This is a genomic window from Hymenobacter crusticola, from assembly GCF_002154225.1.
In the GTDB taxonomy this organism is placed as follows: Bacteria; Bacteroidota; Bacteroidia; order Cytophagales; family Hymenobacteraceae; genus Hymenobacter; species Hymenobacter crusticola.
On sequence record NZ_MTSE01000011.1, the window covers coordinates 126,913 to 142,454 of the forward strand.

13 protein-coding genes are annotated in these 15,542 nt (G+C 54.7%); 6 read left to right on the forward strand and 7 right to left on the reverse strand.

What is annotated here, in order from left to right:
• Positions 1-1,115: 1,115 nt before the first annotated feature.
• The 3 genes from BXP70_RS18980 to BXP70_RS18990 all read left to right on the forward strand — a co-directional run bounded on the left by BXP70_RS18980 (position 1,116) and on the right by BXP70_RS18990 (position 5,424).
• Positions 1,116-2,753: a DUF6377 domain-containing protein gene (locus tag BXP70_RS18980; protein WP_086595693.1), complete on the forward strand. Its 1,638-nt coding sequence runs from the start codon at positions 1,116-1,118 to the stop codon at positions 2,751-2,753.
• 146 nt (positions 2,754-2,899) lie between these two features.
• Positions 2,900-4,972, forward strand: a complete 2,073-nt coding sequence (locus BXP70_RS18985) for a glycoside hydrolase family 65 protein (protein WP_086595737.1) — start codon at positions 2,900-2,902, stop codon at positions 4,970-4,972.
• A gap of 188 nt (positions 4,973-5,160) precedes the next feature.
• Positions 5,161-5,424, forward strand: a complete 264-nt coding sequence (locus tag BXP70_RS18990) for a hypothetical protein (RefSeq protein WP_086595694.1) — start codon at positions 5,161-5,163, stop codon at positions 5,422-5,424.
• 366 nt (positions 5,425-5,790) lie between these two features.
• On the opposite strand, the gene BXP70_RS18995 is transcribed toward BXP70_RS18990, so the two are convergent.
• From BXP70_RS18995 to BXP70_RS19005, 3 genes are all read right to left on the reverse strand, one after another.
• A complete protein-coding gene (locus BXP70_RS18995; protein WP_086595695.1) occupies positions 5,791-6,228 on the reverse strand; it encodes a hypothetical protein in 438 nt (145 codons plus the stop codon).
• 33 nt (positions 6,229-6,261) lie between these two features.
• Entirely contained in the window at positions 6,262-6,549 is a 288-nt protein-coding gene (locus BXP70_RS19000; protein WP_086595696.1) for a hypothetical protein, read from the reverse strand.
• Positions 6,550-6,838: 289 nt separating this feature from the next.
• Positions 6,839-7,123 (reverse strand): hypothetical protein, encoded by a 285-nt coding sequence (locus tag BXP70_RS19005; protein WP_143436579.1) that lies wholly within the window; start codon positions 7,121-7,123, stop codon positions 6,839-6,841.
• 100 nt (positions 7,124-7,223) lie between these two features.
• Between BXP70_RS19005 and BXP70_RS19010 the strand changes: the two genes are divergently transcribed.
• Entirely contained in the window at positions 7,224-7,433 is a 210-nt protein-coding gene (locus BXP70_RS19010; RefSeq protein WP_218779816.1) for a hypothetical protein, read from the forward strand.
• Between the two features lie 36 nt (positions 7,434-7,469).
• On the opposite strand, the gene BXP70_RS19015 is transcribed toward BXP70_RS19010, so the two are convergent.
• From BXP70_RS19015 to BXP70_RS19030, 4 genes are all read right to left on the reverse strand, one after another.
• Entirely contained in the window at positions 7,470-7,733 is a 264-nt protein-coding gene (locus BXP70_RS19015; RefSeq protein ID WP_143436580.1) for a hypothetical protein, read from the reverse strand.
• A gap of 224 nt (positions 7,734-7,957) precedes the next feature.
• The gene (locus tag BXP70_RS19020) at positions 7,958-8,359 is read right to left on the reverse strand and encodes an SHOCT domain-containing protein (RefSeq protein WP_086595700.1); all 402 of its coding nucleotides are present in this window, start codon (positions 8,357-8,359) and stop codon (positions 7,958-7,960) included.
• A gap of 355 nt (positions 8,360-8,714) precedes the next feature.
• Positions 8,715-9,758 carry a ribokinase gene (rbsK, locus tag BXP70_RS19025; RefSeq protein WP_245849684.1) on the reverse strand — a complete coding sequence of 348 codons (1,044 nt, stop codon included), beginning with the start codon at positions 9,756-9,758 and terminating at the stop codon, positions 8,715-8,717.
• Positions 9,759-10,104: 346 nt separating this feature from the next.
• Positions 10,105-10,629 carry a sigma-70 family RNA polymerase sigma factor gene (locus BXP70_RS19030; RefSeq protein WP_086595702.1) on the reverse strand — a complete coding sequence of 175 codons (525 nt, stop codon included), beginning with the start codon at positions 10,627-10,629 and terminating at the stop codon, positions 10,105-10,107.
• Between the two features lie 365 nt (positions 10,630-10,994).
• Between BXP70_RS19030 and BXP70_RS19035 the strand changes: the two genes are divergently transcribed.
• Both BXP70_RS19035 and BXP70_RS19040 read left to right on the forward strand, forming a co-directional pair.
• Entirely contained in the window at positions 10,995-13,580 is a 2,586-nt protein-coding gene (locus tag BXP70_RS19035) for a pectinesterase family protein (protein WP_086595703.1), read from the forward strand.
• A 163-nt stretch (positions 13,581-13,743) separates the two neighbouring features.
• Positions 13,744-15,474 carry a T9SS type A sorting domain-containing protein gene (locus BXP70_RS19040; protein ID WP_086595704.1) on the forward strand — a complete coding sequence of 577 codons (1,731 nt, stop codon included), beginning with the start codon at positions 13,744-13,746 and terminating at the stop codon, positions 15,472-15,474.
• The last annotated feature ends 68 nt before the right edge of the window (positions 15,475-15,542 follow it).

Genomic DNA, 15,542 nt, shown 5'->3' on the forward strand with positions numbered 1-15,542 from the left:
GCTCAATGGCTGGGTGGCACTAAAGGGAAAACGGAGTCGCTCTAGGTTACTACTTCCACCGAATATGCTTTTCGGCTTTGCTTGGACGGACACTCCCTAAGCCTTGCTCAGGGTATAAGCACCTAACTCTGTTACATCAGCCAACGGAGGTCTGATAAGTTCTTCCATAGTATACTAAGAGCACAAACTACCGTCGAGCCTACTTCTAAGCAGTGTCGTGCTCTTTTTAAGTTTACTTCAAAAGCTGCTTCGAGCTGTCTACCTAGGTTCTCAAACAGGTGCAGTGAGTATTTCTTGGTCTACAACTTTGTGAAGCTTTATCAGTATCATGACCGCAGACTGCCTCCTATAGTCGTTGTATTATTTTGCTCAGTCTTCAATCCGTAGTTAATGCGTCGAGCAGAAGCACTTAGTGGGTAGTCAAGTTTATACAAGCCCAACAGCATCTTCTAACAAGCTGAAGAAGCGCTTATACCGCAAACGATTGCAGTAGCTATCTAAGACAAGTTTGACAAAAGAATTTGCTCTAGTGCTTATCTAAAAATGTGTACAAACAATGTATCAAAAATTATAATTACCTTTCAGTGATAAGATCCTTTATATCAGCACATTATAAAAAATATGCTAGAAAATTATATAAACTTTTTATTAGACCAATATAGCTCATGATGCCTCTTTTTAGGCGTTATAGTCTACTAGGCTGCGAGTCTTCGTTATGGGTTTAGCTCTCTACGCTTCCTGTTCGAAAGACCTTTCTTCTTTAGCATTGCTATTGTGCGAAGAGTCTTACTATCTTACCGTGCCTAGCTAGCTAAGATCCGCGAATTTCTTAGTAGCGCTTGCCCTTCAGTAGCTGTATTAGCTTAGGATTTCATTCCTAAATCAGCCTGATTTAGTAGCTCCATTAGCCGCTCTTTGTGCTAGGGCCGAACTGCCTCAAGATGTTTGAGCTTGTCCTAGTTACCAACAGTTTAAGGGATTGTCAATCGGCTGTCCCTGCCGCGAGTCACACCTTATCTGCGCAACATCCCTCCGATCTTTCACTATGCATCCCACTCCTGCCCGTGTCACAACCTCTTACCCTGTTACTTGCGTGGCTCATCGGTCTATGTCCCTTGCTATTACAACCCATAGCAAGCTTTGCCAACGACAGGCAAACAGATAGCCTCCTCCAAACGCTTGACTACACCTTAGCCAACCAGACGAATTACGACAAACAGCGGCTCAACCGATTAGCGGCACTTAAGGCAGAGCTTCACTCAGGCAAAGCCGATCTTGATGCTAGCTTCGACCTAGTACTTTTGATCTGCAATGAATACCAGGTATTTAAGTATGATTCGGCGTTTGCTTACAGCTTGAAGCTAGGGAAGCTAGCCCGTACCTTACGAAACCCCACTAAAATTCAGACGGCCCGTACAAAGCTAGCTTTTACATTACGCTCGGGTGGCTTGTATAAGGACGCATTTGACACCTTAAGGGCCATAAACCGCCGTTTGCTAGCGCCTCAGTACCGCGCCGAATTCTACTCAACGTACAGTCTTGTTTATACCGAGCTAGCGGAATACAACCAAGATTCTTACTATAGCCCTTTTTACACAGCCAAATCCTACGCCTACGCTGATACATCGGCGCGGTATGGCCAGCCTGGTTCTTATCTCGATTTATCGCAACAGCTATTTAGGGCCAAGCAGCAAAATGACTTGGCGGCGGGCAAAAACATCTACCGCCAGCTTCGGCGTTTGCCACTAACGGCGCATCAGTTAGCCATTAGTTCGAGCGACTTAGCTAAGCTCTACGAATATGCCGGGCAATGTGACCTAGCTCTCCACTACATGACCCTAGCGGCCATCAACGATATCAAGTCGTCGACGAAGGAAGGTATTGCCCTCTTCAACGTATCTGATTACTGCTACCAGCGGGGCGACTTGCAACGTGCCTACCGCTACATCAAGGAAGCTCGCCACAGTGCCACTTTTTACTCGGCTCGCCAACGGCTGGTGCAGATGTCGCCTATCTCCTCTCTAATTGATGGCCAGAAGATTACAATTGTTGAGAAGCAGCGCCGAGAAGCCAAAAGGTACGCCCTTGCGATTGGCGTACTAGCCTCTCTTCTGCTAGGCACTGCTTTCGTTATTTACTTTCAGTTGCGGCGGTTGCAGTCAACGGGACGTTTGTTGGCTATTACTAACCAAGAACTGAACGAAAACAACACCAAATTGCACGTGCTCAACGACAAGCAGCATGAGTTGAACAAAAAGCTCCGGGAGTTGAACCAGGGACTCAACGAAGCCAATCATTTAAAGGAAGAATACATTGGTTACTATTTTAATAACACTTCCCGCTACATTGATAAGCTAGAGGTGTTGCAGAAAAAGCTAAACACCCTGCTCTCAACGAAGCAAGTAGCAGCGGCGCAACAGCTGGTAAAAGATATTGATATCAAATCGGAGCGAACTGCCCTCTTCAAAGGATTTGATACCGCCTTTATTCACCTCTTCCCTAACTTCGTCGCCGAGTTCAATGCGCTGTTCACGGAAGCCGACCGCATCCAGCTGGCCGAAAACAGTTTGCTTACGACTGAACTGCGCATTTTTGCGCTTATTCGCCTAGGCATCAATGATAACGAGCAGATCAGCCGCATTTTAGGCTACTCCATTCATACCGTATACGCCTACAAAACGCGGGTCAAGAACCGTTCTTTTCTGCCAAACGAAGCGTTTGAAGCACGCGTCTTGGCTATCCAGGCAACGTAGCCCGCTCTGCTCGCTAAGTTGGTGCCGTGCCACTTGGCTGATGCTTTATGTTACCTAGCTACCTGTAGCGTGTCGTAAAAGCTAGCCCCCTCCTCCCCCGTATGGCAGCACGGGTTGATGTGGCTCTTGTGCCGTTCGCTGCTGCTATGTTTCCCACTCTTTACCGTACCGTTCCGCCCGTGAAAGTTTATTTCTACGCTTGGCTGCTTCTACTAGCTGCGCACCTGCCGCTTGCTGCGCAAACGCCTGATCCGTGGCGCATCACCGCCGATAAGATTGACCCTACTAATTACTACGGCATCACCGTGGCCAACGGCGTGCTGGGTATTGTTTCCTCGCCCGTGCCTTTTCAGGTGAAGAATGTGGTGCTAGCCGGCACGTACGACCAATACGGCCGCGGGCGGGTCAGCAACTTTCTCAATGGCTTCAATCTGTTGAACATGTACTTGGAAGTAGATGGGCACCGCCTAAACGCGCAGGACGCCACCAACTTCCGTCAGCAGCTCGACATGCAACGGGCGGCCTTCACTACCACGTTCGATTACGCGGACAAGGCAACCATCAGCTACACCTACTATGCCTTGCGCCATCTGCCTTTCACGGCGCTGCTCGACGTCGCTATCACGGCCAAAAAGGACCTAGCCCTCACGGCCGCTAGCGTGCTCGAAGCCCCCGACGCCCTGCGCGAAGCGCAGAACTATTACAACGAAATCGACCGGCCACATGCTACGCTAAGTTTGCTAACTTCCGCGGCTAAGAGCCCAACCGGTAAGCTACAATTATGCGCCAGCACCAGCTTTCTGTTTGAGGAGCCGCACGAACAAGAGCCCCGCATTATTCATGAGATGTGGGACAGCAACATGCACCTCATGAAGTTTGGCAAAACACTAAAGGCAGGCCAACGCTACACCTATGCCGTGGCTGGCTCCACCATCACCTCTGCTCACGACCCCGATCCGCTCAACCAAGCCGAGCGCCTCACCATTTTTGCTCGTCTCGAGGGCAAAGCACGCTTGCTAGCTTTTCACACCAAAGCGTGGCAAGACCTGTGGCAGAGCGACATCCAGATAACGGGCGACGCCCAGGCCCAGCAAGATGTGCACAGCATGCTTTACCACCTCTACAGCTTCTCGCGGGCTGGCACCGACTACTCGCCTTCGCCGATGGGTCTTTCGGGCCTAGGGTACAACGGACACGTGTTCTGGGATACGGACCTGTGGATGTTCCCGGTATTAGCAGTGCTGCACCCAGAAATTGCCAAGTCGTTGGTAGAGTACCGCTTCCGACGCTTGGAGGCAGCGAAGCGCAATGCTTTTTCGCATGGCTACCAAGGAGCTATGTTTCCGTGGGAAAGCGCCGATACGGGCGTGGAAGAAACCCCCGTGTGGGCTCTGAGCGGACCATTTGAACACCACATCTCGGCCGACGTAGCGCTGGCCGCCTGGCAGTATTACTGCGTAACGCAAGATAAGGCGTGGCTGCGTTCAACTGGCTGGCCCATCTTGTCAGCCACGGCCGACTTCTGGACGAGCCGGGTGGAGCGCAACGGCCCCGGCCACTACGATATCAAAAATGTGGTGGCCGCCGATGAGTGGGCCGAAAACGTCGATAACAACGCCTTCACCAACGCCGCCGCCCAAGTCAACCTGCGCAATGCTACCGCTGCTGCCAAGTTGCTCGGCTTACCAGCCAATCCCGATTGGCAACACGTCGCGCAGAATATTCCGCTGCTCCACTTCCCCGACGGCGTAACCCAGGAGCACGCCAGCTACCACGGCGAAGGCATCAAGCAGGGCGACGTAAACTTGCTGGCCTACCCTTTAGGCGTGGTAAAGGAACCCGCCCAAATCCGCAAGGACCTAGCTTACTACGAAACCCGCGTGCCCAATGAAGGCACCCCCGCCATGACCCAGGCTATCTTTGCGCTGCTCTATGCGCGGCTAGGCGATGGTGATAAGGCACAGCACTTTTTCCAGGACGCCTACGCGCCTAATCTGCTAGCTCCCTTCCGGGTCATTGCCGAGACGAAGGGAGGTACCAATCCCTACTTTGCCACTGGAGCGGGCGGGGTACTCCAGGCCGTGCTCATGGGCTTCGGCGGGCTTGATATTGCCCCTACGGGTGTCGTACAGCGCAAAACAACGCTACCGACGGGCTGGCAAGCCGTGAAAATCACAGGCGTCGGCCCGCAACACAAAACGTATTCTGTCACGCGTTGAGCACCTAGGCCATCGGCGCAGGAGAGTAACCTTTTCCGGCTAGCGAACAAGCAATTCTCTTCTGTTGATAGAATGTAGGAATTTTCTGGCAGGGCGTACTATTTTGCTTGTGTGGGAGGAGCTAAAGCAGAAATATGGCGCGATTTTGATTTAGAAGCGCTCAGAACTGCTTTATATGCTACCCATCAATGTCAGAAGAGTACAATCACCCTATTGCTAGATTTCACGTAGGCCAAGCCATCATCTGTGTAGATGCCAAATGGCCTGCTCTAGTTGCTTCCTCCAATTTACAAGTACCAGCTTCCGGACCAGTGTATCACGTTCGGGACATCGAGCCAAAACCCTGGGGCTTCGGCGTACTGCTCACCGAAATCAGCAACCCCGTTATGAAGCTGAGCAGCGGCCGCGTGGCCGAGCCTAGCTTCGACGAAGACCGCTTTATGCCTGCTTAAATAACAAGCCTAGCTCCCATTTTACTCTTTTCACCCTTTACAAGTGGCTCAACTGCTATGCACGAAAGCGCTGCTTTGTGTTGGCTACCGAGTGATCGTAGCGTTGTGCTGTAGGAAGATCAGTTATACGAAGCCTGTTCCCAATTATACTCCCCGCCGCAAGTAGCTTAGTGGCAACTACTAACCGCTTCATTCAGTACAAGTGCGGTAAGTTCTGTTAGTACCCGGTGAGTTATAGTCAGCTACGCTTCTATACGATTCCGCTAGAGGCAGGCACAGGCCGGCTCAATGATGCTATATGAACTACGCTGTTCGGCCAGCCAATTTGCCGTTTCTCAACTTCTTCTCCAGCAGCTGAAATACCGTTTACCCGTTTAATCGCCTCTTAGCGGCAAGCTTCTGCTCCTCGTATAACCAGGTTTGCGCAATGACGATGTTGTCGAACATGCGCATTTGGAATCGGTCACTGATGCCCTTGTACATAGCATCAGCTGATTGAGCCGCAAACGACTCTGGACTAACCACTTGGGCGAAGTGAGTAAGCCCCTGCGCAACGGCACGCGGGGCCCAATCGGTGACGAGCCATTGTACGGCATGGTCCCACGGACCGAGCACTTGGCGGTTGTCGTTGAGCAGGTAAGAACACTGATTTTCTAGCAGCGGATATAAGCACTCATCGGCCCCGCGGATGATCCCCACATAGGTTTGATAGCCAACCCAGTTGTTGTACACCCACTGGTTAGCAGGATCGTATTCGATGGTGAGGTAGACTTTGCCGAACCCGTTAACTAGTTCTGTGGGCATGAGAAAAGAGAAAAAGATTAAGTAGACGGTAGGTTACTTCTGCAGCTGCATCTCTAGCAGCTGAATGATGCGCTCCTTGTCATGGAGCTGGCTACGGAGAAGCTCGATGGTATTGTTGGCAGCAGTTAGCTCGCGTCGGCAGTCATCAACGGTGTTGAAGTTCATTAGGGCGCTGCCATTGTCGGTGTTAATGGCTTGGCTTTTATGCTTACCTGCGTGCTTTGATTGTAACGACTTCGTCTCATTGAGAAGCATTTCTCCTCGCCCGGTCAGCAGCCACGTTGAATTGACATGTTCAAAATGGTTAATCAACTTTTCCAAAAAATCAGAACTAGGCTTAGACCCACGCTCTATGTAATTACGAACGTTGGTTTCACTTACCCCTAAGGTTCTACTGAAAGGACCTAATTTCAAATCTAGTGCATCAATCAGGAGTTTGAGTCTCTGACTTATGGTTGTACTCGCCATATTGATAAATCAATTGATATTGCATTTATATCAATTGAAACTTCTTTTGATTCAACTAGTTTATGTTTATGCAATTTTGCCACCAAGTAAAAGCGCTTCCGACGAAACCGTACAAACACGATGGCAGCGGCAGCTAGCTTCATTAGGAAGTCAGCTGCCGCTGCCATAGGTAATGCAGCATCCCCAAGCCTTCTAGCACCAACTCTCGCTCCTCTTCCCAGCGCAAATGAATGTGCGGCGAAGGAGCTAGCTCTTCCAGCAGATCATCCGCTCGATAAGGCAGGCTAGGCTCCTGGGGTAAGTGCGTGAGCAGAAATTCGCGAGCTTGGTGTAATGGGCTACTACTCCCTACATCCCCGGTATCAGTGGCCTCTTCCAATGCTTGGCCAAGGGCCCGTAAACGTGTGAGTAAAGCTTGAGCAGCCATCAGCAAGGACATACATACGACCTCCAAATCTAGTCTTTTTCCCCATTCTCCATGACGGGAAGCAGAAATTCGGTGCCCTTTGAGTGCTCATTTGCAAAGATTGCAACTCATCATCGGTACGGCGCAGGTCATCATTAAAACGCTGCTTATTATGCCGCTGAGCATTGCCACCGGCACGCTAGGTGCGCCACGTACGGTTAGGAGCGCTGCCACGCTGGTTCTAGAGTTTAGCCCATCACTACCCATCACGGTGGCAGCAGAACGAGTTTTGCAACAAGAGGTTAAGCTCAGGAAGTGCTTGGTAGAGTAACCACCGGCGACTACGTCATGGCGAAGCCGCCAATGCTTAATCATCAACAGTGGTGGTGTGGATGAGAGGATAGCCTGCTTCTTGCAGGGCTAGCTTAATAGCTGGCCAATCCGGATCTGAGCTCGTGGCCGAAGCGACTAACGCCTCCCCGGGTACCACGCGGTCGACGACCAAGTGGTGATCCATGAGCAAGGTTCGCACGGTGGCTAGGCTAGCCGGGTCGACCATTGCAGGTAGCTGGAGGCTGTAGCGGACAATCTGCGAGAGATGGGCAGCGGGATCAGGAGTAGGCGTGGTCATGGCGGAAAGAGAAAGTGAATAGAGGTGTTACGCAAGGCAGCCGATTCCTATCGTAACAGCTAGCTATATTTCTCAGGAGCTACGCGCGGCTATGTTCAGCTCTGCCAATAGTACCTACAATAAAAAAGCCCCTTATACAAGGGGCTTTCGAAGCACTAGTTGTCGTCTGTAGATTACGAATTGATAGCTCAATACACCGCAGACGCTAGCCAGAACAGCAACTATTAGAGCTGAAGCTTCTGTTTCATCTGATGAAATTCCTCCTCTGTGATGAAGCCCAGCGTTTTCAAGTGATCTAGCTTGGCCAGTTCATCCGTCAGCCCGCTATTCGTGTGGCCGTCCCCCGGCGCCGACGTATGGGTATCCGCTTGTTCGTGAAAGACGGCTAGGTACTCCTGGATTTCGCTGACCATTTGTTCGGAGGCCAGCGTCTTAGGCACGGGAATCAACTGGTTCTGTAGCGTGGCGATCAGGCGCAGGAAGCCGCCCGCTTCGTAATTGGCACCACTTACACTTGGCAGCGGATACGAACCAGCTTGCCCGCTTGCTGCCTTCCAGGTTAGCTGATTATTCTCGATAGCGATGCTGGCGTGGCCGCTAAAGTCCCAGTGCTTTTTTTCTTCCATGCGTTCAGTTCCGAATAGTCGTTCAGCTTCGGTTGGGTAATATACGCCTGTTACCTACTTTCTATCCTCCTTCTGCCGACATTCTTTCAGCTAGGTTTGCCGTGCGCTAGCTGTTTCTCACTTGTGCAGCCGTGAGGTTGCTATCCAGTTGGCGCAGCCTCGCCTCAGCGGCAGCGGTTTCCTCAAAAGAAGTGGTACGTCAGGGCAGCTGCCTTGGCCTCATGCATAACCTGACTAACGAACAAGCGGGCAAATACGTCGGGGGTAAGGGTAGCGGCGCGTAAGAACGAGCCAGTTGGTTTGGGGCGCGGCGTAACTGCTTTAATAGGGTGACGACAGCGTTTGCCCCGGATAGCTAGCTGGCCAGGAGCTCGTGCCGGTAAGGGGCTGATACCTGCGCGCCCAATCGGGTCACGGCTACGGCGGCCGCCTGGCAGGCAAAATGCGCGGCCCTCTCCCAGTCTAGGTTTTGCGTCAGCGCCACCGCCAGCGCGCCGGTAAAGACGTCGCCGGCAGCAGTGGTGTCTACCGCTTCCACATGTGGTGCCGGTACCAGGCCCGTGTAGGTGGCTGTATGCAAGAAAGCGCCTTGCGCTCCTAGGGTCACCACCACGTTCCGCACGCCCCGCTCGCGCAGGACCTGCGCTGCCGCCCGTGCCGAATCGGCATCCCGCACGGGGACGCCCGTCAGCGCTTCGGCTTCCGTTTCATTGGGGGTTAGCAGAAATAAGTCGTGGTACACGTCGTCGGGTAAGGGTAGGGCCGGCGCGGGGTTCAGCACTACGCGCTTGCCCCGGCGGCGGGCCCACGCCACCAAGTAGAGCACCGTGGGCAGCGGAATTTCGAGTTGCACCACCAGGTAAGCCGCTTGCTCGAGCAGAGTAACAGCCTGGTCTAGGTCGGCGGGTAGCAGCTCGTGGTTGGCGCCGGGGGCCACGACAATCGTGTTCTGTCCCTGAGCATTGACCGTAATTATGGCCACACCGGTGGCCGCCTCTGGGTGCTGGTACACGTGAGTCGTGTCTAACCCTTCCTGCTGCAAGTTGGCCAGCGCACGTTGCCCAAAGTCGTCGCGCCCGACTTTGCCCACCAGCGCGACGCGGGCACCTAGCCGGGCGGCCGCAACCGCTTGGTTGGCGCCCTTGCCGCCGCAGGAGAGCTGAAATGCACTGCCCAGGCGGGTTTCGCCCGGCACAGGAAATTGCGGCGTGTGCACGACCAAATCGGTATTAGCGCTGCCTACGATCACCAATAAGGGGCGTTCCGTGTTCATGCTCTTGTTTCGTAGTAGGGATTGATGCCAGCCCAATGCGTTATCCGGTCCATCGCTTCCCCCGACCGTGTCGCCGTCGGGCACCTCACCTAGTCGAGCGGTTCGCGGGCGGGTGCATTCGCGCATCTAGGAAGACGGTGGCAAGCCCTGCCAAGATACAACTCCGTGTACTACTAGGAAGCCTTATACGTAGCACGACAGACACCCTAGGTTTCAGGCCCACTTATTATCCGCACGCAAACACGAGCAAACAATCTAGGTAGCTAGGCAGTCGCGCATTTTCCAGCAGGGCTAGGTACAAGGGAGTTATCGAGCGAAGGTCAGCAGAACCACCCCTGGCTATTAGCCCCAGCGTATTCTACAATAAACACCTGTTAGACACAAGCATTCACGTTCATCTTTTCAAAAACGACTAGCAAATCCTAGCTATTGACTGCCGCCTATGGCTTCGGAAACTACTCCCGCGTTTCTACTACCAATTACCCAACAAGAGGAGCACGATCAGTAAGTCTTTCAATGACAGCTTAAGGTGATGCAAGGCGGCGGTAATTTGATTCTCAACGGTGCGCTTGGAGATTCCGAGCCGCGCGGCAATTTCGTCGCCCGACAGCTGCTCGCGCCGACTGAGCCAGAAGATTTCCTGGCAACGCTTGGGCAGCTGCGCTAAATGAGCCGCTACGCGCTGCTCCAACTCGTGGCTGTGCAGGTACTCTTCCCCCGCATTGCGACTGGTAGTAGTCATGGCTAGATCGTCAGAATACTGCAGCGGAATTTGGCGTGCCGTGCGGCCGTGGCGGTAGGCATGGTAGCGTGTGGCGGCCATGAGGTAGCGCGGAAAGAAATCTACTGCGAGCTGGTGACGCTTCAACCACAAGTTCAGGAAAATGTCGTGGATGAGGCTGGCACAAACTTCTGGATCCTTGTGCAGCGCGAGCCGCCTGGTAAAATACCAAAAATGTTTTGCCGGGCTGCCTTCTATATTGCCACCTACGTCCAAAGCCTAGGCGGGCAGCGCACAGAAGGTTGTGAAAGTTAATACCAAAGGCCCGGGGGCAGTGGTGAGTCTAGGGAGGCAAGCCCTTCCAAAGGACGGCGCCTAGGCCCACAAGGTGCAGGAACTCATTAAAATCGCCAAAGCCTCTGGCCTAAGCGCCTTTTTTCGGCTGGCTACGAAATGGCTTTGCTTTTTGCGAAGAACATGCAAAGAACAAACAATACAATGCTTAAATGATACAATGCACGGCTTCTAAATACTTCAACCTTTAGGATGGCTAGCCACCCTTCCTGCTGCGCAGCTAGGTAGTGCCCAAATCTGGCTATGGCCTAGCCTCTCCCCTTGCTCTGCTCTTCTAATTCCTACCCATGAAACACTTCTTTACGCTATGGCAGCACGTTGGCGCAACTTGGCTACTTATGCTGGTAACACTAGCCGCTCACGCTCAATCTTATGAAGTAGTTGTGGCCAAAGACGGCACCGGCAACTTTACTACCGTGCAGGCCGCTATCAACGCCGCCCCGACGGGCCGCACCACGCCCTACACCATTTACATCAAGAATGGCAAGTACAAGGAGAAAGTCACCGTACCGGCAACCAAGCCGTTTTTGCAGCTCATTGGTCAGAGCGTGGCAGGCGTTGTGCTCACCGGCGACGACTACAACGGGAAACCCAACCCCGCCGGCGGCACCTTCAGCGCCACCACATCGGCCACGGTGACCATCAGCGGCCCCGACTTCTCGGCCCTAAACATCACTTTCGAGAATACCACCGGCGACTCGCCCCAGGCGCTGGCCATGCGCATCACCGCCGACCGCGTGGCGTTTAAGAACTGTCGCTTCCTGGGTGGGCAGGACACGGTGTACACCAATACCAACAACGCCCGCAACTACTTCAAGGACTGCTATATCGATGGCACCGTCGACTTCATTTATGGGGGTGCCCGGGGGCTATTTGAGGGTTGCGTGATCTATCCCAAAACCCGGCGCGACGGTGGCAGCGGCGGCTACATCACGGCGGCCAATACCCCGCAGAACCAAGCATATGGCTACGTGTTCCGCAAGTGCTACATTCCGGCCAACCGCGGCACCACCACCTACACCCTAGGTCGGCCATGGGGCAATGACGCTAGTAATACGAACGCCAACCGCGCCCACAACAAAGTGGTGTGGCTCAGCACCGTAATAGGCCCCAACGTTGTCAAACCAGAAGGCTGGAGCAGCTGGGATGCCGGCACCAACACCAGTGTTATCACTTACGCCGAGTACAAAAGTCGGGACACCAACGGTAACCTGCTCGACGTGAGCCAGCGCGTGCCGTGGTCGATTCAGCTCACCGACGCCGACACGGCGACCTACACGCGCGCTGCCATGCTGGGCACCTGGGACCCGTGCGCGGTATACCCGAACTTCTGCCCTAGCAAGGCGCCTGAAATTGCCATCACGAATTTCATGGCCGTAAAGGGAACCAGCACCACGCCGTCGGCTTTCACCTGGAACGCGAGCTGGCCTATTGCGGGTGTGCAATATCAGGTATTTCGTAGCGCGACGCGCAACGGCGCGTACACGCCGCTGTACACCACCACAGCCGCCAACGCCATCGACGTCAACTTTGCCACGACGGATGCTGTTCCGGCGGCAGGTGTCTCACTTTTCTACTACGTACGGGCTAGCAAAGCGGGCCTGCTCACGCACCTCAGCGACACGCTGCAAATTTCCCGTCCTACCACAATCACCACCACGGGCGCGTTCCAGCCCTTTTTGCAAGGCTTGGGGCAGCCGTCGACCCAACAAAGCGTGCTGGTAGCAGGCGAGAACCTAACTGCCGGCCTCGTTATCACCCCGCCCGCAGGCTACCAGGTTTCCAACAATGGCACCACCTGGTACACAACTACGGCGCCGCTTACCCTGCCTGCAACCGACAACACAGTAGCTAGCACGATCCTTAGGGTGCGACTGAACGCCTCAGCGACAGGAACCTACAGCGGCAATCTGACGCTAGCCAGCACCGGCGCCACGACCATCACGCTGTCCATTAACGGCATAACACAAGCCGCGCCCTTGCCACAATCCGGCGTCGTGCAGTGGTGGCCCATGACGCGCAACAATCAGGACAGCAGCGCCGTGCGCGCGGCGGTGCAAGCTAGTACCCCTACCTTCCGCAAGTTTGTGCTCTCCAATGGCTCGGCTACGGCTGGCGTTCCGCCTTACTCCGCCCAATACGGGCAAGCCTTTGCTCCTCTCGCGGAGGGTTCGTGGCTAACTTCAGCCGGCGGCAACGGCAGCAACCTGAACCGCACCTACTACGAGCAGTTTCAGGTAGTACCCACGGGTGGCATTACCATGCGGGTTGATTCGCTGCTGCTGACCTCCTACGTGACTGGCTCGACCAGCAGCACGAAGCTAGCAGTAGCTTGGTCGAGAACCGGATTCTCGGCTGATTCGGCTGATGTGAGCGGAGGTTGGGGGCCGACTGGCTCGCTGCTGAGCACCGCCAATGGTGGGTTCGCGACGCCTATTCTGCTAGGTAGCCAAAGCACGTACCGCCTGGCGTTTGCTGGCACCAGTGGCGTTACCCTGCAACCCGATCAGCGCCTGACTTTCCGCCTGTACTACAGCTGTGGTTCGGGTTCCACGTCGGCGCGCTTTGCCACTTTGCGCAACGTGGTGGTGAAAGGCGGGACGACCATCATTACGGCCACTCGTTCGGCGACGGCCACCCTCGTGCAGCTTTACCCCAACCCTGTAACCAACCAGGCTACGTTGGTGCACCCCGCCGCCGCTCACAGTATCGTGCGCATCTACTCCGCGCTTGGGCAATGCGTCGCCACTATTGCGTGCACAGCTGGCAGTCAGCAAACAACATTGCACCTGCAGGCCCTAGCTAGCGGCCACTACCTAGTGCGCTACACCGATGGCAAGCAGCACTTTTCGGCTACGCTCCAGAAGCAGTAGTGGCCCGCGAACCTAGGTATGGCGGCTTTTTCCTTCGTCAAGCGTTCTGTGGCACGTGCTAAAGCGCTTGAAACTAAGGCAGTGAAGTGCGCTAACAAACGGTTTCTTCTTTCTCAATACGTGCTTTTATACCTCTTTTTCTTACCTAAAACCCATCATCTTTATGCATTCCTTTCCTACTTTCTTACGCCCACTGACCCGTGGCAAGCGGTTTACAACGGGTCTCATTGCCGTGTGTGCGCTAGCTGCTCTGCCGGCTCATGCGCAGCTAGTCGCATTTCCGGGAGCGGAGGGCTTTGGGCGCTTTGCCACCGGCGGTCGGGGCGGCCAAGTGGTAGAGGTTACTAACCTAAACGACGCGGGCGCGGGCAGCTTCCGCGACGCCTTTAACCAGTTTCCGGGCCAGCCCCTTACCATTGTGTTTCGGGTGGGTGGCATTATCGAGCTAAAGACGGCGCTCCGCCCCAGCCGCTCGAACGTGACCATTGCCGGCCAGACAGCGCCCGGCGATGGTATCTGCCTGAAGCGTAGCACCTTTAAGCTTTTCGGCAACAACATCATCGTGCGTTACATTCGCTCCCGGCCCGGCGACGTTCAAGGCTCAAACAGCCCCGCGGTGTACGGCATGAACATGGAGAACTGCAAGAACTTCATCGTGGACCACTGCTCGCTGAGTTGGGCCATTGAGGAAGTCGGCACCTTCTACGACAACAAGTTTTCGACGGTGCAATGGTCCATTTTCAGTGAGAGCCTGAACTCGTCTTTCAACGGCAAGGGCGACCACGGCTACGCCGGCGTGTGGGGCGGGCAATATTCCTCCTACCACCACAACCTGATTGCCCACCATCACAGCCGCACCATTCGCTTCAACGGCTCCCGGGCCCACGATACCACAGCCATTGTGGATTACCGCAACAACGTGATTTATAACTGGGGCAATAACAACGCCGCCTACGGCAACGAGGTGGAGATCAACGGAGGCTCGGGACAGCTGAACCTCGTGAACAACTATTACAAAGCGGGACCTGCCACGCCCGCCTCGCGCGCCAAACTTATCTTCGACAACACCAACGCCTACGATGCCGCCAATCCGAACAAGCCATTTGCCACGGTGTATGCCAATGGCAACTACGTAAATAACTATCCCGCCGTGACGGCGGACAACTGGAACGGCGGCATTGTGGCGCGCTATTACCCGGCTGCAGCTCTGCCCCAGTTCAAGCAAAACGCGCCCACGCCAGGTCTAGCCCCCATCACCACCCAATCGGCGGAGGATGCCTACCTCGCCGTGCTGGCCAATGCGGGCGCCTCGCTCCCAAAGCGCGACGTGGTGGACGCGCGCATCGTGAACGAAACGCGCACGGGCACTGCCACCGGCAGCAGTCCCGAAGGCAGCACCACCTACGGCCTGAACCAAGGCATCATCGATACGCAAGAAGCTGTGGGTGGCTGGCCCGTGTACAACACCGGTACGGCCCCAACGGACACGGACCACGACGGTATGCCCGACACGTGGGAGCTTAACAACGGCCTGAACCCCAATGACCCCACCGACCGCAACACCCTGAGCAGCACTGGCTACACCATGGTAGAAACCTACCTCAATAGCTTGGTGCCCACTGTTATACTAGGCAACCGCCAGCAGAGCGAGAAGCTCGGGGTGCACATCTACCCGAATCCGACGCAGAAGAGCCTGACCATCACGCACCCCACGTTTAAGGAGAAGGCTAGCATCACGCTCTACACGTTTGAGGGACGGCAGGTAGCGACCATGGCCGCGCAGGCGGGCACCACCAGCACCCAGCTAACGCTTCCTACCCTAGCGGCTGGCCATTACTTGGTGCGCATTACCAGCGGCCAAGAAACGCTCACCACAACGTTTGTGAAGCAATAACACCCAGTGCGCCCCCTAGCTTTTGGTTTCAACTAACTGGGTTGAAGCTAAAGCTAGGGGGCGCTTTC

What these genes read in the sequence shown, in the direction of transcription:
- rbsK (WP_245849684.1), bottom strand. Translation starts at nt 9,758, where the DNA reads ATGCGCGAATGCACCCGCCCGCGAACCGCTCGACTAGGTGAGGTGCCC.
- BXP70_RS19040 (WP_086595704.1), top strand. Translation starts at nt 13,744, where the DNA reads ATGCATTCCTTTCCTACTTTCTTACGCCCACTGACCCGTGGCAAGCGG.
- BXP70_RS18985 (WP_086595737.1), top strand. Translation starts at nt 2,900, where the DNA reads ATGTTTCCCACTCTTTACCGTACCGTTCCGCCCGTGAAAGTTTATTTC.
- BXP70_RS18995 (WP_086595695.1), bottom strand. Translation starts at nt 6,228, where the DNA reads ATGCCCACAGAACTAGTTAACGGGTTCGGCAAAGTCTACCTCACCATC.
- BXP70_RS19005 (WP_143436579.1), bottom strand. Translation starts at nt 7,123, where the DNA reads ATGGCTGCTCAAGCTTTACTCACACGTTTACGGGCCCTTGGCCAAGCA.
- BXP70_RS18990 (WP_086595694.1), top strand. Translation starts at nt 5,161, where the DNA reads ATGTCAGAAGAGTACAATCACCCTATTGCTAGATTTCACGTAGGCCAA.
- BXP70_RS19035 (WP_086595703.1), top strand. Translation starts at nt 10,995, where the DNA reads ATGAAACACTTCTTTACGCTATGGCAGCACGTTGGCGCAACTTGGCTA.
- BXP70_RS19015 (WP_143436580.1), bottom strand. Translation starts at nt 7,733, where the DNA reads ATGACCACGCCTACTCCTGATCCCGCTGCCCATCTCTCGCAGATTGTC.
- BXP70_RS19020 (WP_086595700.1), bottom strand. Translation starts at nt 8,359, where the DNA reads ATGGAAGAAAAAAAGCACTGGGACTTTAGCGGCCACGCCAGCATCGCT.